Source organism: Stenotrophomonas sp. GQ19 (assembly GCF_059758695.1).
In genome coordinates this window covers 323,449-348,042 of the sequence record NZ_JCAXES010000003.1, presented here as the reverse complement: position 1 = coordinate 348,042, position 24,594 = coordinate 323,449, and the positions used below count along the sequence as shown (strand labels likewise).

21 protein-coding genes and 3 tRNA genes are annotated in these 24,594 nt (G+C 64.6%); 21 read left to right on the top strand and 3 right to left on the bottom strand.

Annotation, left to right across the window (positions count from 1 at the left end):
* Positions 1 to 197: 197 nt before the first annotated feature.
* From AC6CHL_RS08885 to AC6CHL_RS08875, 3 genes are read right to left on the bottom strand one after another with little or no spacing between them, the layout of a single operon-like run.
* Positions 198 to 1,052, bottom strand: a complete 855-nt coding sequence (locus AC6CHL_RS08885) for a polysaccharide deacetylase family protein (RefSeq protein WP_038687226.1) — start codon at positions 1,050 to 1,052, stop codon at positions 198 to 200.
* The gene (locus AC6CHL_RS08880) at positions 1,039 to 2,205 is read right to left on the bottom strand and encodes a glycosyltransferase family 4 protein (RefSeq protein WP_498294185.1); all 1,167 of its coding nucleotides are present in this window, start codon (positions 2,203 to 2,205) and stop codon (positions 1,039 to 1,041) included. The genes AC6CHL_RS08885 and AC6CHL_RS08880 overlap by 14 nt, the downstream gene beginning before the upstream one ends.
* 29 nt (positions 2,206 to 2,234) lie before the next feature.
* Entirely contained in the window at positions 2,235 to 4,100 is a 1,866-nt protein-coding gene (locus AC6CHL_RS08875) for a DUF3413 domain-containing protein (protein ID WP_498294184.1), read from the bottom strand.
* A 199-nt stretch (positions 4,101 to 4,299) separates the two neighbouring features.
* On the opposite strand from AC6CHL_RS08875, the gene AC6CHL_RS08870 reads away from it, so the two are divergent.
* The 21 genes from AC6CHL_RS08870 (at position 4,300) to rimP (ending at position 24,592) form a co-directional block, all read left to right on the top strand.
* Positions 4,300 to 5,235 carry an isopenicillin N synthase family dioxygenase gene (locus AC6CHL_RS08870; protein ID WP_038687229.1) on the top strand — a complete coding sequence of 312 codons (936 nt, stop codon included), beginning with the start codon at positions 4,300 to 4,302 and terminating at the stop codon, positions 5,233 to 5,235.
* A 634-nt stretch (positions 5,236 to 5,869) separates the two neighbouring features.
* The gene (gene tpiA / locus AC6CHL_RS08865; protein ID WP_038687231.1) at positions 5,870 to 6,625 is read left to right on the top strand and encodes a triose-phosphate isomerase; all 756 of its coding nucleotides are present in this window, start codon (positions 5,870 to 5,872) and stop codon (positions 6,623 to 6,625) included.
* 55 nt (positions 6,626 to 6,680) lie between these two features.
* Positions 6,681 to 7,121, top strand: coding sequence for a preprotein translocase subunit SecG (secG, locus tag AC6CHL_RS08860; protein WP_038691966.1), 441 nt, complete (start codon positions 6,681 to 6,683; stop codon positions 7,119 to 7,121).
* 64 nt (positions 7,122 to 7,185) lie between these two features.
* Positions 7,186 to 7,270, top strand: a tRNA-Leu gene (locus AC6CHL_RS08855).
* 113 nt (positions 7,271 to 7,383) lie between these two features.
* Positions 7,384 to 7,740, top strand: a complete 357-nt coding sequence (locus AC6CHL_RS08850; protein WP_038691968.1) for an NADH-quinone oxidoreductase subunit A — start codon at positions 7,384 to 7,386, stop codon at positions 7,738 to 7,740.
* Complete coding sequence (locus tag AC6CHL_RS08845; RefSeq protein WP_038687233.1) at positions 7,731 to 8,285, top strand: NuoB/complex I 20 kDa subunit family protein; 555 nt, start codon at positions 7,731 to 7,733, stop codon at positions 8,283 to 8,285. The genes AC6CHL_RS08850 and AC6CHL_RS08845 overlap by 10 nt, the downstream gene beginning before the upstream one ends.
* Positions 8,286 to 8,317: 32 nt before the next feature.
* Positions 8,318 to 9,070, top strand: coding sequence for an NADH-quinone oxidoreductase subunit C (locus AC6CHL_RS08840; protein ID WP_038687235.1), 753 nt, complete (start codon positions 8,318 to 8,320; stop codon positions 9,068 to 9,070).
* 89 nt (positions 9,071 to 9,159) lie between these two features.
* Positions 9,160 to 10,389: an NADH-quinone oxidoreductase subunit D gene (locus tag AC6CHL_RS08835; protein ID WP_244880231.1), complete on the top strand. Its 1,230-nt coding sequence runs from the start codon at positions 9,160 to 9,162 to the stop codon at positions 10,387 to 10,389.
* 94 nt (positions 10,390 to 10,483) lie between these two features.
* Positions 10,484 to 11,011: an NADH-quinone oxidoreductase subunit NuoE gene (gene nuoE / locus AC6CHL_RS08830; RefSeq protein ID WP_038687236.1), complete on the top strand. Its 528-nt coding sequence runs from the start codon at positions 10,484 to 10,486 to the stop codon at positions 11,009 to 11,011.
* Positions 11,012 to 11,014: 3 nt separating this feature from the next.
* Complete coding sequence (gene nuoF, locus AC6CHL_RS08825) at positions 11,015 to 12,355, top strand: NADH-quinone oxidoreductase subunit NuoF (RefSeq protein WP_038687238.1); 1,341 nt, start codon at positions 11,015 to 11,017, stop codon at positions 12,353 to 12,355.
* Positions 12,352 to 14,604, top strand: a complete 2,253-nt coding sequence (nuoG, locus tag AC6CHL_RS08820; RefSeq protein ID WP_498294183.1) for an NADH-quinone oxidoreductase subunit NuoG — start codon at positions 12,352 to 12,354, stop codon at positions 14,602 to 14,604. The genes nuoF and nuoG overlap by 4 nt, the downstream gene beginning before the upstream one ends.
* Positions 14,601 to 15,692, top strand: coding sequence for an NADH-quinone oxidoreductase subunit NuoH (nuoH, locus tag AC6CHL_RS08815; RefSeq protein WP_038687242.1), 1,092 nt, complete (start codon positions 14,601 to 14,603; stop codon positions 15,690 to 15,692). The genes nuoG and nuoH overlap by 4 nt, the downstream gene beginning before the upstream one ends.
* Positions 15,693 to 15,695: 3 nt before the next feature.
* Positions 15,696 to 16,184: an NADH-quinone oxidoreductase subunit NuoI gene (nuoI, locus tag AC6CHL_RS08810; protein WP_038687244.1), complete on the top strand. Its 489-nt coding sequence runs from the start codon at positions 15,696 to 15,698 to the stop codon at positions 16,182 to 16,184.
* A 6-nt stretch (positions 16,185 to 16,190) separates the two neighbouring features.
* Positions 16,191 to 16,850 (top strand): NADH-quinone oxidoreductase subunit J, encoded by a 660-nt coding sequence (locus AC6CHL_RS08805; RefSeq protein WP_181406245.1) that lies wholly within the window; start codon positions 16,191 to 16,193, stop codon positions 16,848 to 16,850.
* Entirely contained in the window at positions 16,847 to 17,152 is a 306-nt protein-coding gene (nuoK, locus tag AC6CHL_RS08800; RefSeq protein ID WP_017355932.1) for an NADH-quinone oxidoreductase subunit NuoK, read from the top strand. Before AC6CHL_RS08805 ends, nuoK begins: the two co-directional genes overlap by 4 nt.
* Positions 17,153 to 17,159: 7 nt before the next feature.
* A complete protein-coding gene (gene nuoL, locus AC6CHL_RS08795; RefSeq protein ID WP_498294182.1) occupies positions 17,160 to 19,364 on the top strand; it encodes an NADH-quinone oxidoreductase subunit L in 2,205 nt (734 codons plus the stop codon).
* Between the two features lie 23 nt (positions 19,365 to 19,387).
* Positions 19,388 to 20,896 carry an NADH-quinone oxidoreductase subunit M gene (locus AC6CHL_RS08790; protein ID WP_038687248.1) on the top strand — a complete coding sequence of 503 codons (1,509 nt, stop codon included), beginning with the start codon at positions 19,388 to 19,390 and terminating at the stop codon, positions 20,894 to 20,896.
* Between the two features lie 36 nt (positions 20,897 to 20,932).
* A complete protein-coding gene (gene nuoN / locus AC6CHL_RS08785; protein WP_038691974.1) occupies positions 20,933 to 22,393 on the top strand; it encodes an NADH-quinone oxidoreductase subunit NuoN in 1,461 nt (486 codons plus the stop codon).
* A 125-nt stretch (positions 22,394 to 22,518) separates the two neighbouring features.
* Positions 22,519 to 22,595, top strand: a tRNA-Met gene (locus AC6CHL_RS08780).
* 330 nt (positions 22,596 to 22,925) lie between these two features.
* A tRNA-Met gene (locus AC6CHL_RS08775) sits at positions 22,926 to 23,002 on the top strand.
* A gap of 999 nt (positions 23,003 to 24,001) precedes the next feature.
* Positions 24,002 to 24,592: a ribosome maturation factor RimP gene (rimP, locus tag AC6CHL_RS08770; protein ID WP_038687250.1), complete on the top strand. Its 591-nt coding sequence runs from the start codon at positions 24,002 to 24,004 to the stop codon at positions 24,590 to 24,592.
* Positions 24,593 to 24,594 lie beyond the last annotated feature (2 nt).

Here is a 24,594-nt window from a genome sequence, read left to right as displayed (position 1 = left end):
GCCGACCGTTGGTCGGCTTCTCCACCGTCGGTGGGCTGCGTTGAGCAGTCACGTAGAGCCGGGCTCTGCCCGGCTGAAGCGCCTCCAACGCCAGCGCATGCAGGATGCAAGCCGGGCAGAGCCCGGCGCTACGCGGCTGCGCAAGAGCCAGCGCATACCGGATGCGGGCCGCGCCAGAGCCCGGCGGTACCCGGGCGTTACGGCCCCGGCACCATCTTCTTCTGCTTCGCCTTGAAGCGGTTGAACACCGGCGCGATCAACGGGTTGTAACTCCACGCGATGCGCTTGCGCAGCCAGCTGGCCGGGCGGTTGCGGATCGCGAACCGGTAGATGTGCTCCGGATTGCCGCCCACCACGTTGCGCCCGAACGGGTGCGTGGTGTGCAGGTACTTGAAGCCCTGTGCACGCGCGATCGGCAGGTAGTCCGCATCGAAATCGCCGTAGGGCCAGCACAGCGTGTCCGACACCTCGCCCAACTGCTGCTGCAGCACCAGCCGCGCCATCGAGAGGTCGCGGGTGATGCCCTCGCACTTCTGCTCGCGGGTGATGTCCTGCTTCAACCAGCGCGTATGCGAGTGGGTGTGGCAATGCACTTCGAAGGTGCCGGCCGCGATCATCGCGCGCGCCTCGCTCCAGCGCATCATCACCTCGTCGGTACGGTCGTCACGCAGGATCGCCGCTTCGCACCCGCGATGGTCCGGGGTGGGCGGCAGCGTCACCCCCGGTTGCCCCGCATGCGGGCGCACCGGGCCTTCGCCCATCCAGCCGGTCACCACGAACACCACCGCGTGCATGCCGTACTTGAGCAGGATCGGGTGCGCGTACACCCAGTTGTCCAGGTAGCCGTCGTCGAAGGTGATCACGATCGACTTGCGCGGCACCGGCTTGCCGGCCAGGAAGTCGGCGTACTGCGCCAGCGTCAGCGAGGTCCAGCCGTTGTTGGCCAACCACGCGATCTGGCTTTCGAAATTCTCCGGCGACACCGTGATCATCCCCGGCGACGGCGATACGTGGTGGTGCATCAATACCGGCACGGATCTAGCGTTGGCCATGGCCCAGTTCCCTCAACCACTGGTGGTAATAGTGTTCGGTCGCTTCGGTATGCCCCGACGGGGTGAAGCGCTGCGCGCTGCGCATCCATTCCCAACCGGCGCGCCCCATGCGCCGACGCTGCGCGGGATCGTCAACCAGGGTCTGCAACGCCTGGGTCAGGGCCGCCTGGTCGCCTAGTGGGGCGAGAATAGCATTGCTGCCTTCCAGCACCATTTCCGGCACCCCGCCCACGCGCGTGGCCACCACCGGCACGCCCACGTGCGCCGCCTCCAGGAACACCGTACCGGCCGCTTCCTTATGCGTGGCCAGCGCGAAGATGTCGAAACCGGCCATCAGGCGGCACGCACCGTGCCGGTAGCCGAGCAGGTGCACCTGCGCGGCCACGCCCAGTTCGCTGCGCAGCGCCTCCAGCCGGCCCATCACCGGCTGGCCGTCACCGACAATCACCAGGTGCAGGTTGGGATGCTGGCGGCACAGTGGCGCAATCGCGCGCAGCAGGTCCACGTGGCCCTTGGGTTCGCGCAGCACCGCCACGCAGCCCACCACGATCTGGTCGTCGGCAAAGCCCAGCTCGCGACGCACCTCGGCACGGGTGTCCTGGATGCATTGCCACGGATCTTCGCAGTCGATCTTCGACCACTCCGGCGGCACCGCGATCGGCGGCACGATGCCCACGTGGCGGTCGTCCACCCCGCGCGCCACCAGCAGCTGCTTGACGAAGCTGCTGACCGTCATCACCCGGTGCGGCAGGCCGGTATAGGTCAGCAGCGAGTTGACCGGGCTCATCAGGTGGCGTGAGCGCACCACCAGCGGCGTGCGCCCCAGCCGCGCGCCGGCGGCGGCGATCAGGCTGTCGCGGCGGCTGGTGGTATTGACCACGTCGAAGCCATGGCGGCGCACCAGCCGCCGCACCGACCAGATCCCGCGCACCAGACGCAGCAGGCCGCCCATTTTCAGGTCATGGACGGTGAACCCGGCCTCGCGCGCGATGATGCCCAGGCGTGCACCGGGCTGGCACAGCAGCGACACGTCATGGCCACGCTCGCGCATGGCCAGCATGTGGCGGTAGATGTAGATCTCCTGCCCGCCGAATCCTTTGGCGGCTTCCGTGTGCAGGATCTTCAGGGGCGGGGTAGTGGAAGGCATGTTCATCGATGAACGTTCCAGGCGGGGCGCGGCCGTCATGGCCGGCGGAAATGGGTGAGCGCTTCCCATGCCGCGCGTACCGCAGCGGCATCGGGTTGCTGGTCGGCCACCGGCAGGTACTGGCGGTCCAGGGTGGTGGCGTTGCCGAACTTGTCGAACACGTAGGTGCGCTCGCCATGGCGGATGCCGCGCTGCGACCAGCTTTCCACCAGCAGGGCACGGTCGGCCGGCACGGGGTCGAACAGGTCGCGGCCGGTACTGAAATCGGCCAGCGCGTTCTCGCACCCCAGGCCATGGCGCATCAGGGTAGGTACCCAGTCTTCGTGGCTGGTGTTGCCGGTGTGCCGGGCGGCCGCACGGCCGGGCCAATGCAGCACGAACGGCACGCGCATCTGGTAATCGGAGAAGTTGCCGTTGTGGCCCCAGTAGTTCAGGCCGAGGTCGTTGAATTCCTCGGCGTGGTCGCCGGTGACCAGCACGATGGTGTTGTCGGCCTGGCCGCTGTCGCGCAGGGTCTGCAGCAGCTCGCCCAGCAAGCCATCGGCGTAGTGCACGGCGGTGCGGTAGCGGTTGCGCTCGGGCACCGGCACGTGGTCCTCGTCCAACGCGAGGAAGTCGATGTGGCTCGCCATCGGGGTGGCCAGCGGCGGGTAGTCCTTGGGCAGGTGGTAGGGCGCGTGGGTGCTGTCCAGGAACGCAAACCCGAACCAGTGACCCTTGCCGGGCCGGGCGATGTCGGCGCGCAGTGCATCGATGATGTGCCGGTCGCGCGCGGCCACCGGCAGTGCCGACGGCGCGGTGTGCAGCTGGTTGCGCACCTGGGCAAACACGGTGCGGTCGAATTCCGGGCTGTGCAGCGGCGCGCTGCCATACAGGTGCAGGTCGTAACCCTGTTGCTGGAGCACGTCGAACAGCTGCGAGCCGCGCTGCTCGCTGAGCATGCTGTCCCAGTAGCCGCCGGGCAGCCCGTACAGCAGGCCGAACAGGCCGTAGCGGGTGGCATTGCCGCTGCTGTAGTGGGCGGTGAACTGCTCGGACTGCGCGGCCAGTGCCCAGGTGTTGGGCATGGTGGTGGCGTCCAGCGCGTCGTGGCGCAGCGATTCCATCACCACCACCAGCACATTGGGCTGCACGTTGCTCTGGCAGCGCAACGGGTGCAGCGGGTACTGCAGCTGGCTGTGGCGCGGGTCGGGCAGGCTGGCCTGGGGCAGGCTGTGCACGCCGAGCCGGTGCATGTGGCGTTTGGCGGTGATCGGCTGCGCCCAGGGCAGGTACGCCCACTGACTGGTCACCGCACGTTCGCCGCGGGCATCGTAATAGGCGGTGGCCACCTGGCCGCAGGTCATCAGCACCAGGCCGGCGGCCCAGGCCAGCAGCAGCGGGCGGCGCCGCGCCGCGCCGGGGATGAGCCGCCAGCAGGCCCAGGCCAGCAGCACTTCGGCCAGCACCACGGCGGCCAGTACGGCCGCGGCCTGCAGCCAGGTCTGCCAGGACAGTGCAACCTGGTCCTGCAGTGCGCCGCCGAACACCATGTTGAGCACCATGGCATTGAGGTGGAAGCGATACAGGGCGAACACCTTGGCATCCACCAGCAGCAGGCACAGCCACAGGGTCTGCAGCACCACCGCGCTCACCAGCAGGCCGCGCGGTGCGCGCAGGCCCAGACCAAGCAGCAGCGGCAGCAGCGATACCACCGCGCCCAGCGCCAGGAAGTGGCCGGGCAGGGCAACGCTCAGGTAGGCCAGCCCGAGCCCGCCACCGGGGTTGTCGCCCAGCGGGGTGTTGCCCAGTGCGATGAGAATCGCGGCGCCGGCATTGAGGGCGGTGAACAGGCTCAGCCAGGCCAAGCGCTGCCAGCGCGTGGACGGGGAGAGGGCATCAGCGGGCAGGGAAAGGGGCATGGAGCGGGTCGGCGGCGCAGTGAAAGGGGACGGGGGGACGTGGCGGCGGCTGCGTCGGCACCCTGCTTATGGCAACAGGGCGGGCGCATTGTATCGGTTTGTATCTTTGTGTCGGCAGTGCCGGGTGGCGGATCTGGCACAATGTTCAGCCGGGCCAGTGAGATGGCCTGTGACCCATCCGAACAAGCCAGGAACCGCTGTGAGCCAGATCCCGACCCTCGACATCACCCGTTTCGACAGTGACCGCGACGCCTTCGTTGCCGAGCTGGGCGCGGCCTACCGCGAATGGGGATTTGCAGGTATCCGCAACCACGGCATCCCGCAGGCCGACATCGACGCCGCCTACGAGGTGTTCAAGGCCTTCTTCGCACTGCCGGAAGAGACCAAGCGCCAGTACCACGTGCCGGGCAGCGGCGGGGCGCGCGGTTACACGGCCTTCGGCGTGGAGACGGCCAAGGGCTCGCAGCACTTCGACCTGAAGGAGTTCTGGCACATCGGCCGCGAGATTCCGGACGACTCGAAGTACCGTGACGTGATGGCGCCGAACCTGTGGCCGTCCGAGGTGCCGAACTTCCGCGAGCGTGGCTATGCGCTGTATCAGGCGCTGGACCAGCTGGGGTCGCGGGTGCTGTCGGCGCTGGCGCTGCACATCGGGCTGCCGGAAGATTTCTTCGCGGACAAGACCAACAACGGCAATTCGATCCTGCGCCCGATCCACTACCCGCCGATCACCGCCGAGAACATTCCGAACGTGCGCGCCGGTGCACACGGCGACATCAACTTCATCACGTTGCTGGTGGGCGCGAGCGCGGCGGGGCTGGAGGTGCAGTCGCACGAGGGCAAGTGGGTGCCGTTCACTTCGGACGCGGACACGATCGTGGTGAACATCGGCGACATGCTGCAGCGTTTGACCAACCATGTGTATCCGTCGACGATCCACCGGGTGGTCAATCCCCCGGGCGAGCAGGCGCGCCAGCCGCGCTATTCGGTGCCGTTCTTCCTGCACCCGAACCCGGACTTCCTGATCGATGTGCTGCCGACCTGCATCACGCCGGAGAACCCGAGCCGCTATCCGGAGCCGATTACGGCGCATGGTTTCCTGGAAGAGCGTTTGCGCGAGATCAAGCTGAAATGATGTTGGGAGGAGGGCCGCCGGAAGGCGGCCTTCTTCTTTTTAACGTCAAATTCAACCTCAAAATCAACGGCAACCGCCGGCTGGTCGGTTGCTGTTGGTTGGTCGGGCGCTGCCATGCCCCGCCGGGACACGCCGTGAACCCATCCATGGGGGCTCTTAGGCAACATCCATGTTGCCTAAGGTCCCGGCGAGGCATGGCAGCGCCCGACCTCACAGATTGCTGTGACCGGAACCGAGGGCAGGGCGGGCTTGCTGCTGGTGCTTTGGGTCTGCGGATGGTTGAGGCTACGGGTGACTGGGGATTGGGGATGGGTGATGGGGTGTGGGGATGGGTAGGTGCCGACCGTTGGTCGGCACGCTCCACCGCTCTCCCATGCGAACCGGCCAACTGTCGGGGGCTGGTGCGGGTGGGTTGGCGGGACCGTTGGGCGCCATGGATGGCGCTCACGAGCCTCCAGGGACGGATTTACGGCGTGTCCCGCCAGCCCACCCGCGCCAGCCCAACCCGATAGCAAAGGAATCCACGCCGTTCGCATCCCCAAACCAATATCCATTTGAAATGTAAGCGTTTTCGCAGCCGCGCCGTTTCGTTTCATCCGGTATCATTGCCGGCTGATACCCAAAGGAGCACCGCATGCGCCGCAAGATCGTCGCCGGTAACTGGAAGCTGCACGGCAGCCGCCAATTCGCCACCGACCTGGTCAGCGACCTGGTCGCCAGCCTGCCGGTCGATGGCGTCGAGGTGGTGATCCTGCCCCCGCTGCCGTACCTGGGCGAGCTGGTTGAAGCCTTTGAGGGCCGGGCCATCGCCTTCGGCTCGCAGGATGTCAGCTCCAACGAAAAGGGCGCCTACACCGGTGAGGTCTCCGCCGCCATGCTGGCCGAAGTCGGGGCCCGGTTCGGCCTGGTCGGCCACTCCGAGCGCCGCCAGTACCACAATGAAACCAGCGAACTGGTTGCCCGCAAGTTCGCCGCCGCCCTGCATGCCGGCCTGGCGCCCGTGCTGTGCGTGGGCGAAACCCTGGAGCAGCGCGAGGCCGGCCAGACCGAGCAGGTCATCGCCGCCCAGCTCGCCCCGGTGCTTGCCTTGGTGGGCCCGGCCGGTTTCCAGCACGCCGTTGTCGCCTATGAGCCGGTCTGGGCCATCGGCACCGGCCGCACCGCCTCCAAGGAGCAGGCCCAGCAGGTCCATGCGTTCATCCGTGGCGAAGTGGCCAAGCTGGATGCTAGAATCGCCGATTCGTTGCCGATCCTGTACGGCGGCAGCGTGAAGCCCGACAACGCTGGGGAACTGTTCGCGCAGCCCGATGTCGATGGTGGGCTGGTGGGCGGCGCCTCGTTGGTCGCCGCGGACTTCCTGGCCATCGCCACTGCGGCGGCCGGGCGCTAATTAGTAATGTTGCCGGCCAACCGCCGGCACGAACATGTCCGAGGACGGATTCGAAATGCTGATGTTGATCCTCAATGTGGTCTACGTGCTGGTGGCCGTCGCCATGATCGCGCTCATCCTGATGCAGCGTGGTTCCGGTGCTGCCGCAGGCTCGGGTTTCGGCGCCGGCGCCTCGGGCACGGTGTTTGGCGCGCGTGGCGCGTCCAACTTCCTGTCCAAGTCGACCAAGTGGCTGGCCGTGGTGTTCTTCGGCATCAGCCTGTTCATGGCCTGGTACGCCAGCCATGGCTCGCGCCCGGCCACCCAGCAGGATCTTGGTTTGATGTCGGCCCCGGTCGCAACGACCCCGGCCGCCCCGGCAGGCGAGCTGCCGGCCGTGCCCAAGGCCCCGGAAACCGCTGTGCAGCAGTCGGTTCCGCAGGCCACTGTGCCGGCTCAGGCGGAAACGCCGAAATCTGGTGAAGAAAAGCCTTCGGAAGGCACCCAGACTCGCTGAAGACGGTTACAATATGCGGCGCACTGAGGGAATCCGATAGGGAAACTCCTCTTTGCGAACGTAAGCCCAGGTGGCGGAATTGGTAGACGCACTACCTTGAGGTGGTAGCGACTTAGGTCGTAGGGGTTCGAGTCCCCTCTTGGGCACCATTTTGTTTGTAAGCGGGTTCGTCTGGCGCGCAAAGCGCCAGGTAGCGGTATCCGTCCACTCCCCCATGCCAACACGCCTGCAGGCGTCGCGGCAGAGGCAAGAGAGAATCGCTGTGCTGGCCGAATATTTGCCGTCTCTGCTGTTTCTGATCGTTGCCACCGGTATCGGCGTTTCGCTGATGCTGGTTGGCCGATTCCTCGGTCCACGACGTCCTGATCTGAAAAAGCTCTCGCCGTACGAATGCGGCTTCGAGGCTTTCGAGGACGCGCGCATGAAGTTCGATGTGCGCTACTACCTGATCGCGATCCAGTTCATCGTATTTGACTTGGAAATCATCTTCATCGTGCCGTGGACCCAGGTCTTCATGGAACTGGGCGCACGCTCGCTGGTCACGATGGGCCTCTTCGTAGGCATGCTTTTCCTCGGTTTCATTTACGTCTGGAAGAAGGGAGCGCTGGAATGGGAGTGATTCAGACGCTCGACGGCCTGATGAACAACCCGGTCCCGGAAGGGCGGGTCGACGACATCCTGCGCCCCGAAGGCGACAACCCGCTGCTGGAGAAGGGTTACCTGACCACCAGCGTCGACGCGCTGTTGAACTGGGCACGTACCGGTTCGATGTGGCCGATGACCTTTGGTCTGGCCTGCTGCGCGGTCGAAATGATGCATGCCGGCGCCGCGCGCCTGGACCTTGACCGTTACGGTGTGGTGTTCCGCCCGTCGCCGCGTCAGTCCGACGTGATGATCGTGGCCGGTACCCTGGTCAACAAGATGGCCCCGGCCCTGCGCAAGGTCTACGACCAGATGCCGGACCCCAAGTGGGTCATCTCCATGGGCAGCTGCGCCAACGGTGGCGGCTACTACCACTACTCCTATGCAGTGGTTCGTGGCTGTGACCGCGTGGTGCCGGTGGACATCTATGTCCCCGGTTGCCCGCCAACCGCCGAAGCGCTGGTGTACGGGATCCTGCAGTTGCAGAAGAAGATCTGGCGTACGCAGACCATCGCCCGCTGACCTCCCTCCTGACTAGAGCACGCCAAGCCCCCATGGCAGAGCAAGCACCTTCCTTCATCGACCGACTCTCCGCACATTTTGCTGGTGCGCAGGTCTTCGTGGTCGAACCCCGCGGCGAAGTGACGCTGGAAGTGCCCGCCGCTGACTGGCATGCCACGGCTGTGGCGCTGCGCGACGTATTCGGTTTCGAGCAGGCCGTCGATCTGTGCGGCCTGGACTACCTCGGCTACGGCAGCGACGAATGGGATACGGCCGATGTGTCGTCCCAGGGCTTCAGCCGTGGCGTCGAAGGCAAGTCCGTCGGCCGTTTCGCCTGGGGTGAATTCCCCACCCGCGAAACCAGCGATGGCGCCCAGCCGCAGCCGATCCCGCTGCAGCGTTTCGCCGTGGTCGCCCAGCTGCGTTCCTACCAGCACAACCTCACCATGCGCATCCGTTGCTTTGCGCCGAATGAGGAACTGCCGGTGGTCGCCTCGCTGACCGATGTATGGCCGGGCCTGAACTGGTTCGAGCGCGAGGCGTTCGACCTGTTCGGCGTGATCTTCGAAGGCCACCCGGACCTGCGCCGGATCCTGACCGACTACGGCTTCGTCGGCCATCCGTTCCGCAAGGATTTCCCGCTGATCGGCAACGTCGAAGTGCGCTACGACGAAGAAAAGAAGCGCGTGATCTACGAACCGGTGACCTCGGTGGAGCCGCGCGTCGGCGTGCCGCGCGTGATCCGTGACGATGCCCGTTTCCAGACCGCTGCCGGCGAAAGCGCGCAGACGGAGGCAGTAAAGTGAGTGCTGATCTGAGCAAGCGTGAACCCCAGGCCCACCAGGCCTTTGCGAGCAACCCGGCGGAACTGCGCCAGGAAATCCGCAACTACACGATGAACTTCGGTCCCCAGCATCCGGCCGCGCACGGTGTGCTGCGCCTGATCCTGGAAATGGACGGCGAAACCATCATGCGTGCAGATCCCCACGTGGGCCTGCTGCACCGTGGTACCGAAAAGCTGGCCGAGTCCAAGCCGTTCAACCAGTCGATCGGCTACATGGATCGCCTGGATTACGTGTCGATGATGTGCAACGAGCACGCCTACGTGCGCGCGATCGAAACCCTGATGGGGATCGAGGCGCCGGAGCGTGCGCAGTACATCCGCACCCTGTTCGACGAAATCACCCGCATCCTGAACCACCTGATGTGGCTGGGGTCCAACGCGCTCGATCTGGGCGCGATGGCGGTCATGCTGTACGCCTTCCGCGAACGCGAAGAGCTGATGGACTGCTACGAAGCGGTCTCCGGCGCACGCATGCACGCGGCGTACTACCGTCCGGGCGGCGTCTACCGCGACCTGCCGGACCGCATGCCCAAGTACACCGAATCGCGCTGGCACAAGGGCAAGGCCCTGAAGAACCTCAACGCCGCGCGCGAAGGTTCGCTGCTCGATTTCCTCGAGAATTTCACCGTTGAATTCCCGAAGCGTGTCGACGAGTACGAAACCCTGCTCACCGACAACCGCATCTGGAAGCAGCGTACCGTCGGCATCGGCGTGGTCACCCCCGAACTGGCGCATGCCTGGGGCATGACCGGCGTGATGCTGCGCGGCTCGGGCATTGCCTGGGATCTGCGCAAGAAGCAGCCGTATGCCAAGTACGACGCCGTCGAGTTCGACATCCCGCTGGGCAAGGAAGGCGATTGCTACGATCGTTACCTGTGCCGCGTGGCCGAAATGCGCGAATCCAACCGCATCATCAAGCAGTGCGTGGCGTGGCTGAAGGCCAACCCGGGCCCGGTGATGGTGAAGAACTTCAAGGTCGCCCCGCCCAGCCGGGAAGACATGAAGGACGACATGGAAGCGCTGATCCATCACTTCAAGCTGTTCAGTGAAGGCTACTGCGTCCCGGCCGGCGAAACCTACGCCGCCGTCGAAGCGCCCAAGGGCGAGTTCGGCTGCTACCTGATGTCCGATGGCGCCAACAAGCCGTTCCGCGTGCACCTGCGCGCGCCCGGCTTCGCCCATCTGTCCTCGATCGACTCGATCGTACGCGGGCACATGCTCGCCGACGTGGTCGCCATGATCGGTACCTACGATCTGGTGTTCGGCGAGGTGGACCGGTGATCGCATCCGCTTGCACGATGCCTGACACCCGCCGGCTGCTGCCGGCGCTGCAGGTTCTGGTTTTTAACGATTTCGTATTCGCTGAGGTCGGCCGATGAAGGCGACAGGTAATTTCGAGGCGGCGCGCGACGTCGACCCGATGGTGGTCTTGAATGACAAGACCCGTGCGCACATCGATCACTGGCTGGCCAAGTTCCCGCCGGATCGCAAGCGCTCGGCTGTCCTGCAGGGCCTGCACGCCGCACAGGAACAGAATGCAGGCTGGCTGACCGACGAGCTGATCGCCGGCGTGGCCAAGTACCTGGACCTGCCGCCGGTGTGGGCCTACGAAGTGGCCAGCTTCTACTCGATGTTCGAGCTGGAGAAGGTCGGCCGCCACAACGTTGCCTTCTGCACCAACATCAGCTGCTGGCTGAACGGCGCCGAGGACCTGGTCGCGCACGCCGAGAAGAAGCTCGGCTGCAAGACCGGCCAGTCCACCGCCGACGGCCGCGTCTACCTCAAGCGTGAAGAAGAATGCCTGGCCGGTTGCGCCGGTGCGCCGATGATGGTCATCAATGGCCATTACCACGAGCGCCTGACCGTCGAGAAAGTCGACGAGCTGCTGGACGGGTTGGAGTAAGACATGGCACATCATCACGCACCCAGTGGTCCGGTCGGTCCCGCACCGTTGCCGCACCAGGTGGTCTACACCACCCTGCATTACGACACCCCGTGGTCGTATGAAAGCTACCTCAAGACCGGTGGCTATGCCGCCCTGCGCAAGATCCTCGAAGAGAAGATCTCGCCGGAGCAGGTCATCGAGATGGTCAAGCAGTCCAATCTGCGCGGCCGCGGTGGCGCCGGCTTCCCGACCGGTCTGAAGTGGTCCTTCATGCCCAAGGGCACCATGCAGAAGTACATCCTGTGCAACTCGGATGAATCCGAGCCGGGTACCTGCAAGGACCGCGACATCCTGCGTTACAACCCGCATTCGGTCGTGGAAGGCATGGCGATCGCCTGCTACGCCACCGGCTCGACCGTGGGCTACAACTACCTGCGTGGCGAGTTCCACCACGAGCCGTTCGAGAACTTCGAGCAGGCCCTGGCCGACGCGTACGCGAACGGCTGGCTGGGCAAGGACATCCTTGGCAGCGGCGTGGACATCGACATCTACGGCGCGCTGGGCGCTGGCGCCTACATCTGCGGCGAAGAAACCGCGCTGATGGAATCGCTGGAAGGCAAGAAGGGCCAGCCGCGCTACAAGCCGCCGTTCCCGGCCAACTTCGGCCTGTACGGCAAGCCGTCGACGATCAACAACACCGAGACCTATGCCTCGGTGCCGGCGATCATCCGCAACGGTCCGGAGTGGTTCCAGGGCCTGAGCCTGACCAAGAACGGCGGCCCGAAGATCTTCTCGGTCTCCGGCTGCGTGCAGAAGGGCGGCAACTTTGAAGTGCCGCTGGGCACCACCTTCGACGACCTGCTGGAAATGGCCGGTGGTCTGAAGCCGGGCCGCACGCTCAAGGGCGCGGTCCCGGGCGGCGTCTCGATGCCGGTGCTGAAGGCCGAAGAGCTCAAGGGCCTGCAGATGGACTACGACACCCTGCGTGCCCTGGGCACCGGGCTGGGGTCGGGCGCCATCGTGGTGCTGGATGACAGCGTCTGCTGCGTCAAGTTCGCCTGCCGCATCAGCCAGTTCTTCCACAAGGAATCCTGTGGCCAGTGCACCCCGTGCCGCGAAGGCACCGGCTGGATGCATCGTGTGCTCGAGCGCATCGTCGCCGGCAAGGCCACCATGGAAGACCTGCATCAGTTGAAGACGGTGGCCGGCCAGATCGAAGGTCACACCATCTGCGCGTTCGGTGAAGCGGCGGCATGGCCCATCCAGGGCTTCCTGCGCCAGTTCTGGGACGAATTCGAGTACTACATCGTCAACGGTCATTCGATGGTTGACGGCAAGAAGGTGGAGGCAGCCGCCGCATGAGCGCGCAACCCAACAATCCGGGCGTGACGCCGGCCGTGGTGCCCGAGGGACATGTCACCGTCGAAATCGACGGTCAGTCCCTGGTCGTGCCCAAGGGCTCGATGATCATCCAGGCCGCCGACAAGGCGGGCATCCCGATCCCGCGCTTCTGTTACCACGAGAAGCTGCCGATCGCGGCCAACTGCCGCATGTGCCTGGTCGACGTTGAAAAGTCGCCCAAGCCGGCACCGGCCTGCGCCACGCCGGTCATGGATGGCATGAAGGTCGCCACCCGCAGTGAAAAGGCGCTGAAGTTCCAGCGCTCGGTGATGGAATTCCTGCTGATCAACCACCCGCTGGATTGCCCGATCTGCGATCAGGGCGGCGAGTGCGAGCTGCAGGACGTGTCGCTGGGCTATGGCCGTTCGGTCAGCCGCTTCAACGAGCGCAAGCGCGTGGTGCCCGACGAGGACATCGGTCCGCTGGTCGCCACCGAAATGACCCGCTGCATCCAGTGCACCCGCTGCGTCCGCTTCACCGCCGACGTTGCCGGTACCTACGAACTGGGTGGCATGTACCGCGGTGAAAACCTGCAGATCGGCACCTACGACGGCAAGCCGCTGACCACCGAGCTGTCCGGCAACGTCGTGGACGTGTGCCCGGTCGGCGCGCTGACCAACAAGGTGTTCCAGTTCCGCGCCCGTCCGTGGGAACTGACCGCGCGCGAGTCGCTGGGCTACCACGACGCGATGGGCTCGAACCTATTCCTGCACGTGCGTCGCGGCGAAGTGCTGCGCGCTGTGCCGCGTGACAACGAGTCGGTCAACGAATGCTGGTTGTCCGACCGCGACCGCTATTCGCACCAGGGCCTGTACAGCGAAGACCGTGCGGTCAAGCCGCTGCGCAAGGTCAACGGCGAGTGGAAGGAAGTGAGCTGGGCTGAAGGCCTGGCCGCTGCCAAGGAAATCTTCGCCGCCAACCAGGGCGATGACCTCGGCGTGCTGGTGCACCCGTCGGCCTCGAACGAGGAGGGCGCGCTGCTGGCCCGTCTCGCCACCGGCCTGGGCACCACCAACATCGACCACCGCATCAACAACCGCGACTTCTCCGACGCCGCCACCGCCGAAGTGTTCGGCCTGCCGCTGGCCGAGATCGAAGCCGCTGACAGCATCGTCGTTCTGGGCAGCAACATCCGCCACGAACTGCCGCTGCTGCATGCCCGCCTGCGCAAGGCGCAGACCACGCGCAACGCCAAGATCCACGCCGTCAACCCGGTGGACTTCGACTTCGCGTTCAAGCTGGCCAGCAAGCAGATCGTCGCCCCGTCGGCCTTCATCGAGGCGCTGGGCTCTGCCGCGCTGCGTGATGCCGTCAGCGCCTCGGCCGGCAATGCCGTGCTGATCGTCGGTGGCATCGCCGAAAACCACCCGCAGGCTGCTGCGATCCGCGCCGCGGCGCGTGATTTCGCCGCCGCCACCGGTGCCAAGCTGTGCCGTATCCCGCAGGGTGCCAATGCCGTGGGCCTGTCCCGCGCCGGCGTGCTGCCGGCCGGCAAGGACGTCAACGCCATGCTGGCCCAGCCGCGCAAGGCCTATGCCATCTACGGCATCGAGCCGGGCCTGGACTTCGCCGACGCCGCCGCTGCCCGCAAGGCACTGGCCGGTGCGCAGGTGGTGGCCTTCAGCCAGTTCGCCTGTGCCTCCACCCGCGACGTCGCCGACGTGATCCTGCCGATCGGTGCGCTGCCGGAAGTGGACGCCACCCTGACCAACCTCGATGGTCGCGAGCAGTCGGCCCGTGCCGGCGGCAAGCTGCCGGGCGAGGCGCGTGAAGGCTGGCGTGTGCTGCGTGCACTGGGCGGCGAGCTGGCCCTGGCCGGTTTCGAGTTCATCGACCTGGCCGGCCTGCGCGCCAGCCTGGCCCCGGTCAGCGTCACCGTTGCCGCCTCGGCTGCAACGCCGCTGGCAGGCGAGGGTCTGGAAGTGACCTCGACCGCCGCGATCTACCGCACCGATGCGGTGGTCCGTCGCGCCCAGGCGTTGCAGTCGCATCCGCTCAACACCGCGCCGCGCATCGTGCTCAACACCGCCGATGCTGCCCGCCTGCAGTTGGCCGAAGGGCAGATGGCCAAGGTCGGCACCGATGCCGGTCGCGCCACCTTGCCGGTGGTGGTCGACGCCCGCGTCGCCGCGGGTTCGGTCTGGATTGAATCGGGCCACGGTGCAACCGCACCGCTGGGTGCCGCTCGCGTAACGGTGGTGGCTGCATGAACGAATTGCTGTTGAACGCGGTCGACCCGCTGCACCAGTGGCTGCTTTCACTGGGCGACATCGGCGCGCTGCTCTGGATCATCCTGAAGATCCTGGTGATCGCCATGCCGGTGATCATCTCGGTGGCGTTCTTCGTGGTCTGGGAACGCAAGCTGATCGGCTGGATGCATGTCCGCCATGGTCCGATGTATGTCGGCATGGGCATCTTCCAGGCCTTCGCCGACGTCTTCAAACTGCTGTTCAAGGAAATCATCCAGCCGGCCAGCTCGCACAAGGCGATGTTCATCCTTGCGCCGCTGATCACGCTCGGCCCGGCCTTCGCGGCCTGGTCGGTGATTCCCTTCGACGCCAAGATCGTGCTGTCCAATGCCAACGCCGGCCTGCTGTACCTGCTGGCGATGACCTCGCTGGGCGTGTACGGCATCATCCTCGCGGGCTGGGCCTCCAACTCCAAGTACGCCTTCCTGGGTGCGATGCGCGCCTCGGCGCAGATGATCAGCTACGAAATCGCGATGGGCTTTGCCCTGGTCGGCGTGATGATCGCTTCGGGTAGCTTGAACCTGAGCAGCATCGTGATGGCCCAGGCCGGCAGCTCCGGCTTCTTCGACTGGTTCCTGCTGCCGCTGTTCCCGCTGTTCATCGTGTACTGGGTGTCCGGCGTTGCCGAAACCAACCGCGCGCCGTTTGACGTGGTGGAAGGTGAATCGGAAATCGTGGCCGGCCACATGGTCGAGTACTCCGGTGGTGCGTTCGCGCTGTTCTTCCTTGCCGAATACGCCAACATGATCCTGATCAGCTTCCTGATCTCGATCTTCTTCCTCGGTGGCTGGCTGAGCCCCATCCAGGGCTGGGTCAACGCGGACATCTCGCCGTGGATCGACTGGCTGTGGAAGGGCGGTTGGCCGTGGCTGCTGCTGAAGGTGTTCTTCTTCGCCAGCGCCTACATCTGGTTCCGTGCCAGCTTCCCGCGCTTCCGTTATGACCAGATCATGCGTCTGGGCTGGAAGGTCTTCATCCCCCTCACCATCCTCTGGATTGCAGTGACGGCGGTGATGGTGTTCTACGGCGTGATCCAGAAGGGCGTCTAAGTGATGAATCGAATTACCCATTACTTCAAAAGCCTGCTGCTGCTCGAGCTGCTCGGCGGTCTGTGGTTGACCCTGAAGTACGCCTTCAAGCCCAAGTACACGCTGATGTACCCGATGGAGAAGTTCCCGCAGTCGCCGCGTTTCCGTGGCCTGCACGCGCTGCGTCGCTACCCCAACGGGGAAGAGCGCTGCATCGCCTGCAAGCTGTGCGAAGCGGTGTGCCCGGCACTGGCCATCACCATCGATTCGGCCAAGCGTGAGGACGGCAGCCGCCGTACCACCCGTTACGACATCGATCTGTTCAAGTGCATCTTCTGCGGCTTCTGCGAAGAAAGCTGCCCGGTGGACTCGATCGTCGAGACCCACATCCTCGAGTACCACTTCGAGAATCGTGGCGAGAACATCGTTACCAAGCCGCAGCTGCTGGCCATCGGGGATCGGCTTGAAGCCGAAATCGCCGAGCGTCGCGCCGCCGATGCCGCTTTCCGCTGAGGTCGAATGATGGATTGGGTAAATATCAGTTTCTGGGTCTTCTCCATCGTGGCGGGCATTTCCGCCGCGGCGGTGATCAGCGTGCGCAATCCGGTCTACGCCGTATTGAACCTGATCCTGACCTTCTTCTCCGTGGCCTGCATCTGGATCCTGGTCGGCGCTGAGTTCCTCGGCGTGGCCCTGGTGCTGGTGTACGTCGGCGCGGTCATGGTGTTGTTCCTGTTCGTGGTGATGATGCTCGACATCGATGCCACCAACCTGCGCGAAGGCTGGGTGCGTTACCTGCCGATCGGCCTGGTGGTCGCGGTCACCATGCTGGTGCAGATGCTGGTGCTGATCGGGGTGAAGGGCAGGGCGGTCAACCCGTTCCCGGCCGACAACGCCGCCGCACTGGCGGCCGACAGCTCCAACATCACCTGGCTGGCCCGCAGCCTGTTCACCGAATACCTGCTGCCGTTCGAGTTCGCCGCCGTCATCCTGACCGTGGCCGTGGTCGCCGCCGTGATGCTGACCCTGCGTCGCCGCACCGGCCTGAAGACCCAGAACCCGAGCGAGCAGACCATGGTCAAGGGCAGCGACCGTCTGCGCGTGGTCAAGATGGCTGTCGAAAAGCCGGTGGTCCACACCAACACCAAGCCGTCCAGCGACGAGGAGGCAACGCCATGATCACCCTCGGCCATATCCTGGCACTGGGCGCGCTGCTGTTCTGCATCAGCCTCGCCGGCATCTTCCTCAACCGCAAGAACATCATCGTGCTGCTGATGTCGGTCGAGCTGATGCTGCTGTCGGTCAACATCAATTTCGTCGGGTTCTCGCGGGAACTGGGTGACACGGCCGGCCAGCTGTTCGTGTTCTTCATCCTCACCGTTGCCGCGGCCGAGGCCGCGATCGGTCTCGCGATCCTGGTAACCCTGTTCCGTAATCGCCGCACCATCAATGTCGGCGAAGTCGACTCGCTGAAGGGCTGATCCGTAGATGGAAATCACTCTCTCCAAGAGTCTGTTGATCGCAGTGGTGCTTGCACCGCTGATCGGCAGCATCATCGCTGGCCTGTTCGGCCGGCAGGTCGGTCGCATCGGCGCGCAGACGGTCACCATCCTGGGTGTCGGCGCCAGCTGCATCATGTCCAGCTACGTGCTGTACATGCTGCTGTGGGGCGGCGCACAGCCGTACAACGAGAACATCTATACGTTCTTCGAAGTCGGCCAGTACTCGGCGCATGTCGGTTTCATGATCGACAAGCTGACCGCCATGATGATGGTCGTGGTGACCTTCGTGTCGTTCCTGGTGCACGTGTACACCATCGGCTACATGCAGGATGACCCGGGCTACCAGCGGTTCTTCAGCTACATCTCGCTGTTCACCTTCTCCATGCTCACCCTGGTGATGAGCAACAACTTCCTGCAGCTGTTCTTCGGCTGGGAAGCAGTGGGCTTGGTGTCGTACCTGCTGATCGGTTTCTGGTTCAAGCGCCCGACCGCGATCTTCGCCAACATGAAGGCGTTCCTGGTCAACCGCGTGGGTGACTTCGGCTTCATCCTGGGCATTGCCGGCGTGTTGTGGGTGTTCGGTTCGCTGGACTACGCCACCGTGTTCGCCAATGCGCCGATCCTGGGCAGCCCGCAGGCACAGATGCAGATCTGGTCCGGCGCGATCACCCTGTTCGGCACCTCGTTCCAGGTGCTGGACGCCCCGGTGATCTGGTCCATCGCCACCATCATCTGCATCTGCCTGTTCATCGGTGCAATGGGCAAGTCCGCCCAGGTGCCGCTGCACGTGTGGCTGCCGGACTCGATGGAAGGCCCGACCCCGATCTCGGCCCTGATCCACGCCGCGACGATGGTGACCGCGGGTATCTTCATGGTCACCCGCATGTCGCCGCTGTTCGAGCTGTCGCAGACCGCGCTGAACTTCGTGCTGTTCATCGGTGCCACCACCGCGTTCTTCACCGGCCTGATCGGCATCGTGCAGAACGACATCAAGCGCGTCGTCGCGTATTCCACGCTGTCCCAGCTGGGCTACATGACCGTGGCGCTGGGGGTGTCGGCCTATTCGGCCGCCGTGTTCCACCTGATGACCCATGCCTTCTTCAAGGCGCTGCTGTTCCTGGGTGCCGGCTCGGTCATCATCGCGATGCACCACGAGCAGGACATGCGCAAGATGGGCGGCCTGCGCAAGTACATGCCGATCACCTTCGTGACCATGTGGATCGGCACGCTGGCCCTGGTGGGTACGCCGTTCTTCTCCGGCTTCTACTCCAAGGACACCATCATCGAGGCGGCGCAGCACCACGCGCACGTGTCGCATAGCTGGGTGGCCACCTACGGCTACTGGGCGGTGCTGGGCGGCGTCATCGTGACCAGCTTCTACAGCTTCCGCCTGCTGTTCCTGACCTTCCATGGCAAGGAACGCTTCCGCGACGCGCATGACGATCACGGCCATGGCCATGACGATCACCATGCCGACGCGCATGCGGTCGATGCCCATGCTGTCGATGCCCACCACGGCGACGCGCACCATGACGACCACGGCCATGGCCACGGTCCGCATGAGCCGCACGAAACCCCGTGGGTGGTGACGCTGCCGCTGATCCTGCTGGCGATCCCCTCGATCGTGATCGGCTTCTTCGGCATCGGTCCGATGCTGTACGGCACGGACTGGAAGGGCGCGCATGCCGAGCACGCGATCCCGGGCCAGGTCCATTCGTTCTTCACCGGCATCGTTGATTTCTACGTCCCGTCGCGCGACACCATTGGCGCGCTGGCCGAAGAGTTCCACGGCCCGGTTGCGTTCGCGCTGCACGGCATGATGGCCCCGGCCTTCTTCCTGACCGTGGCCGGCTTCCTGCTGGCGGTGCTGTTCTACCTGTGGAAGCCGGAGCTGGCGGGCAAGGCCCGCACGACCTTCGCGCCGCTGGTATCGGTGCTGGAGAACAAGTACGGCTTCGACAAGCTGTGGATCGGCGGCTTCGCCGGTGGCGGCATCAAGCTGGGTAAGGTTTCGCGCGCGATCGACACGAACATCGTCGATGGTGTGGTGGTCAACGGTTCGGCTCGCCTGATCGATCTGGCGGCCAACCTGCTGCGTCGCACCCAATCCGGTTTCCTCTATCACTACGCCTTCGCGATGATCATCGGCCTGATTGCCCTTCTGGGCGTCCTGATGCATTACCTGCGTTGATGACCTGTACGGAATAAGAAGACGTGTCGAACTGGCCCCTACTCAGTGTTCTCATCTGGCTGCCGATCCTCGGCGGTGCCTTGATCCTTGCCATCCGTGACGCCCAAACCGCCCGCTGGGCGTCGCTGGGCGTAGCGGTGCTGACCTTCGTGGCCAGCCTGTCGCTGCTCAGCGGCTACGACGTGGGGAACGACGCGCTGCAGTTCGTCGAAACCCGCGCCTGGATCCCCGCCTACAAGATCGGCTACAACCTGGGCGTGGACGGCATCGCGATCGCGCTGATCCTGCTGACCACGCTGGTGTCGGTGCTGGCCCTGATCGGCGCCTGGAGCGCCATCGACAAGCGCGTCAACCAGTACGTGGCCGCCTTCCTGATCCTGGAAGGCGTCACGGTGGGCATCTTCGCGGCAACCGACGCGATGCTGTTCTACGTGTTCTTCGAAGCCATGCTGATCCCGATGTTCCTGATCATCGGTGTCTGGGGTGGTCCGCGCCGCATCTACGCCGCGCTGAAGTTCTTCCTGTACACCTTCCTCGGCTCGGTGCTGATGCTGGTGGCCCTGATCTACCTGTACCTGAAGGGCGGCAGCTTCCAGCTGGCCGACCTGTACCAGCTGCAGCTGTCGGGCAAGGAACAGACCTGGATCTTCTTCGCCTTCCTGATCGCCTTCGCGGTCAAGGTGCCGATGTTCCCGGTGCACACCTGGCTGCCGGACGCCCACGTGGAAGCGCCCACCGCCGGTTCGGTGATCCTGGCCGCCATCGCCCTGAAGATCGGTGGCTACGGCTTCCTGCGCTTCAACCTGCCGATCGTCCCGGACGCATCGCAGGAATGGGCCTGGCTGGTGATCACGCTGTCGCTGATCGCGGTGATCTACGTCGGCCTGGTCGCACTGGTCCAGGACGACATGAAGAAGCTGATCGCCTATTCGTCGATCGCGCACATGGGCTTTGTCACCCTGGGCACCTTCATTGCGCTGTGGCTGGTACGTGATGCCGGCAACCCGGACGCGGCCCGCCTGGGCCTGCAGGGCGCCATGGTGCAGATGATTTCGCACGGCTTCGTGTCCGGTGCGATGTTCTCCTGCGTCGGCGTGCTGTACGACCGCATGCACAGCCGCCGCATCGCCGATTACGGCGGCGTGGTCAATGTGATGCCGTGGTTCGCCACCTTCGCCATGCTGTTCTTCATGGCCAATGCCGGCCTGCCGGGTACCAGCGGTTTCGTCGGTGAGTTCATGATCATCATGGCCAGCTTCCAGCGCAATCCGTGGCTGGCCCTGGGTGCGGCAAGCACCCTGGTGATCACGGCGGCCTATACGTTGTGGTTGTACAAGCGCGTGTTCTTCGGTGAAGTGGCCAATGCCCATGTCGCCGAACTGAAGGACATCAACGGTCGCGAATGGCTGGTGTTGGGTGTATTTGCCGTGGGCACGCTTGCCCTGGGCCTGTACCCCAAGCCGCTGACCGACCTGATGGAGCCCTCGATCGCGAAGCTGGCGATGCAGATCGCATCCAGCAAGCTGCTGTAATCGGGCCGTCGAGAGTATTGATTCCAGGATTTGATGATGACCACCTCGCCGCTGTTGCCGTTGACCGCCGCCGACCTGCCGCCGCTCGCTCCCGAGCTGGTGCTGATTGGTAGTGCGTTCGCCCTGTTGATCCTGGATCTGTTCATCAGTGAGAAGAACAAGATCTGGACCCACCTGCTGTCGGTCGCCGCGCTGGCCGCGGTGCTGTTCATGCTCGCCACCGGAGTGGGCGGGCAGGGCGAGGTCTTCCACGGCATGTTCGTCCGCGATACCGCGGCGGACGTGATGAAGACCGTGATCGTGCTGTGCAGTGGCCTGACCCTGGTCTACGGCTGGAGCTACCTGCGCGAGCGCAAGCTGTACCAGGGCGAGATTCCGGTGCTGATCCTGTTCGGCACCGCCGGCATGATGATCCTGGTCTCGGCCGGCAGCCTGCTGATGGTGTACCTGGGCCTGGAGCTGCTGGCCCTGTGTTCGTACGCTCTTGTGGCCAGCAACCGTGAGAACGGCTTGGCCTCCGAAGCGGCGATGAAGTACATCGTGCTGGGTTCGCTGGCCTCGGGCCTGCTGCTGTACGGCATGTCGCTGATCTACGGTGCCACCGGTTCGCTGCACCTGGACGTCATCCACGCCGCTATTCCGCATTCGGAAGAGCGCGTGCTGCTGCTGACCGGCGCGGTGTTCATGATTGCCGGCGTGGCCTTCAAGCTGGGCGCGGCGCCGTTCCACATGTGGCTGCCCGACGTGTACCAGGGCGCACCGGCCCCGATCGCGCTGTTCATCAGCTCGGCACCGAAGCTGGCCGCGTTCGGCATGGCCTACCGCCTGCTGGAAGTGGGCGTGGGTCCGCTGTCGGACGAGTGGAAGTACCTGATTGGCGGTCTGGCGGCGCTGTCGCTGGTGATCGGCAACCTGATGGCGATCGCGCAGACCAACCTGAAGCGCATGCTGGCGTACTCGACGGTGTCGCACATCGGCTTCCTGCTGCTGGGCATTGCCGGTGGTGGCGAGCAGGGTTACGCGGCGGCGCTGTTCTATGCCCTGAGCTACGCGATCATGTCGACCGCCGGCTTCGGCGCGATCATCGCGCTGTCGCGCAGCGGCTTTGAAGCCGAGAACATCGACGACTTCAAGGGTCTGAATGCCCGCAACCCGTGGATGGCCGGCCTGGTGCTGTGCATCATGGCGTCGATGGCCGGTATTCCGCCGTTCCTGGGCTTCTGGACCAAGCTGGCGGTGCTGGGCGCGGCGATCAACGGCGGCATGCTGTGGTTGGCGATCCTGGGCGTGCTGTGTGCGGTGGTGGGTTGCTTCTACTACCTGCGTGTCATCAAGGTCATGTACTTCGATGAGCCGGTGGGCGAGCCGCTGCCGGCCAACAACGACCGCGTGCTGGGCGTGGTGCTGGGCGTGAATGCCTTGGCGCTGCTGGCCCTGGGCCTGTCGTGGAACCCGATCATGGTGTGGTGCCAGCAGGCATTTGCACATCTTGCGTAAAAAACGATACAAAACTGCGCAAATCGTGTAATATTCGTTTCCTGAGTTGTTGCTGCAGCGGTTTCGCCAGAAGATCGTTGCAAGGTACCCACCGTTGGTTGGTACCCCGGCTCATCCGCTTTTGATGCGGGGTGGAGCAGTCTGGCAGCTCGTCGGGCTCATAACCCGAAGGTCGCAGGTTCAAATCCTGCCCCCGCTACCATATAGCTCCGGTGCAAGCCGGAGACGGTGGACGAATCAAGCGACTCCGGAAACGGGGTCGCTTTTTTCGTTGTATGCCCAGGGCGTTGGCCGGCTGCTCCGGCTGCTCCGGCTGCTCCGGCTGCTCCGGCTGCTCCGGACGTTTCGGTAGAGCCGACTGTCAGTCGGCTGCTCCACACGTTGCGGTAGGGCCGACCGGACGGCTGCTCCGGACGTTGCGGCAGGGCCGGTAGAGCCGACCGTTGGTCGGCTGCCTTTCCCGGACGCCGGGCGATATGTTTCACCAAGGGGTTGCACGGAAATGAAAACTCCCTTACAATTCCGCTTCTGCTGCGGGGTGGAGCAGTCTGGCAGCTCGTCGGGCTCATAACCCGAAGGTCGCAGGTTCAAATCCTGCCCCCGCTACCACAGAAAATCTGCAGGGCAGATGCAGTAGACGAAGAAGCGATTCCGGAAACGGGGTCGCTTTTTTCGTTGTGGGGTTTGGTTGTTTTTTCGAGGCAAAAGGCAAAAGGCAAAAGCAACCGCTGAAGCCAGGGCCAGAGCAAATTCGGTGCGCGGGCATCTGGGAGGGCGCTGGCATGGGTGGGCTTGCGGGGCACGCTGCAAGTACGTCCTTGTAAGCTCCGCCAGCGCATCCATGCGCTGGAGGGCCCCGCAAACCCACCCATGCCAGCGCCTCCATGGAGTGTCGGTGCGCAACGAAGATCAACGGCCGGCTCTGCTTTGGTCTTTTTCGCCGTGTTGCGGTGCTGAGTTTGGTCGGGTGTGTTGTTTGGGTTTGTTGAGTGGGTGGTGGTGCGGGGTAGGGCGGGGATCTGGCTTGGCTGTCGGCGCGTAGCGCTGCCTTCTTTGATCTCAACGACTGGCCCATTTGCGTCCAGGTGCCGGTGCGGGTGGGTTGGCGGGACCGTTGGGCGCCATGGATGGCGCTCACGAGCCTCCACGGATGGATTCACGGCGTGTCCCGCCAACCCACCCGCGCCGGTGCCCGCGACACAAGCGACCAGCCCAGCCTTCGATCTACGCGCCAGAAGCCAACCACGCCCTGTTCAGCTTTCGCAATAGCCACCCGGCAAAAACCCCCAGCCATTGCACCAGCGCGGTGCAACGGCTATCATCAGCGGCTTAGCGGACTGTCCATGCGTATCCTTTCAACGGATGTGAATGCGGCCCGCGACCGGCTTCCAGGAACGGCACCCTGTACCCAGGCCGCCGTGACCCCCCGGAAGGCTGGGCTCGCAGGAACACACACCGCGTGTGTTCCCGCTACCGGAATCCAGCATGACCGGAGTTGTACCGGACAAGGGGCCCAGCGGGCCCTTTGTTGTTTCCGGAACATGTTCAGTAGAGCCCGGCCAGCGTGACTGGCCAAACCGTATCTCTTTCAACGAATCAAGGCCGACTGTGAGCGACAAGGCAACCGAAATCGCGAATCTGCTCGCCCCCACCGTTCAGTCGCTGGGTCTGGAGCTGCTGGGCGTGGAATATCTCACTGCCCCGGGTGGTGCGACGCTGCGCCTCTACATCGACGTGCCGCTGGCCGAACAGCCCGAGCGTATCGTCAACATCGACGACTGCGAACGCGTCAGCCGCGAAGTGTCCGCGCAGCTGGACGTCGAAGACCCGATCAGCGCCAATTACACCCTGGAAGTTTCGTCTCCCGGTGTGGATCGCCCGCTGTTCACCGCAGAACAATTCGAGCGTGCCATCGGCGAATCCGCCAAGGTCACGCTCAAGCTTCCGCAGGACGGCCGTCGTCGCCTGCAGGGCGAGATTCTCGCTGTAGACAATGAGCAGGGTACCGTCACCTTCAAGGTCGACAACGCCCCGTTCACCGCCGACGTCGAGAATATCGACAAGGCACGCATCATGCCGGACTGGGCCGCCCTCGGCCTCGCTCCGACCAAACCGACTGGCCCGGCACCCAAGCAGGGTGGCAAGGCGAACAAGAAACCATCCAACGAGCCGGCGGCTAAAAAGCCGCGCGCGGAGTGAGC

Coding starts and splice junctions, on each gene's coding strand:
- nuoL (WP_498294182.1), top strand. CDS start 17,160: ATGGAAATCACTCTCTCCAAGAGTCTGTTGATCGCAGTGGTGCTTGCA.
- nuoK (WP_017355932.1), top strand. CDS start 16,847: ATGATCACCCTCGGCCATATCCTGGCACTGGGCGCGCTGCTGTTCTGC.
- tpiA (WP_038687231.1), top strand. CDS start 5,870: ATGCGCCGCAAGATCGTCGCCGGTAACTGGAAGCTGCACGGCAGCCGC.
- AC6CHL_RS08840 (WP_038687235.1), top strand. CDS start 8,318: ATGGCAGAGCAAGCACCTTCCTTCATCGACCGACTCTCCGCACATTTT.
- nuoN (WP_038691974.1), top strand. CDS start 20,933: ATGACCACCTCGCCGCTGTTGCCGTTGACCGCCGCCGACCTGCCGCCG.
- AC6CHL_RS08845 (WP_038687233.1), top strand. CDS start 7,731: ATGGGAGTGATTCAGACGCTCGACGGCCTGATGAACAACCCGGTCCCG.
- AC6CHL_RS08885 (WP_038687226.1), bottom strand. CDS start 1,052: ATGGCCAACGCTAGATCCGTGCCGGTATTGATGCACCACCACGTATCG.
- secG (WP_038691966.1), top strand. CDS start 6,681: ATGCTGATGTTGATCCTCAATGTGGTCTACGTGCTGGTGGCCGTCGCC.
- nuoI (WP_038687244.1), top strand. CDS start 15,696: ATGAATCGAATTACCCATTACTTCAAAAGCCTGCTGCTGCTCGAGCTG.
- AC6CHL_RS08880 (WP_498294185.1), bottom strand. CDS start 2,205: ATGAACATGCCTTCCACTACCCCGCCCCTGAAGATCCTGCACACGGAA.
- nuoG (WP_498294183.1), top strand. CDS start 12,352: ATGAGCGCGCAACCCAACAATCCGGGCGTGACGCCGGCCGTGGTGCCC.
- nuoE (WP_038687236.1), top strand. CDS start 10,484: ATGAAGGCGACAGGTAATTTCGAGGCGGCGCGCGACGTCGACCCGATG.
- AC6CHL_RS08835 (WP_244880231.1), top strand. CDS start 9,160: ATGAACTTCGGTCCCCAGCATCCGGCCGCGCACGGTGTGCTGCGCCTG.
- nuoF (WP_038687238.1), top strand. CDS start 11,015: ATGGCACATCATCACGCACCCAGTGGTCCGGTCGGTCCCGCACCGTTG.
- AC6CHL_RS08805 (WP_181406245.1), top strand. CDS start 16,191: ATGATGGATTGGGTAAATATCAGTTTCTGGGTCTTCTCCATCGTGGCG.
- nuoH (WP_038687242.1), top strand. CDS start 14,601: ATGAACGAATTGCTGTTGAACGCGGTCGACCCGCTGCACCAGTGGCTG.
- AC6CHL_RS08875 (WP_498294184.1), bottom strand. CDS start 4,100: ATGCCCCTTTCCCTGCCCGCTGATGCCCTCTCCCCGTCCACGCGCTGG.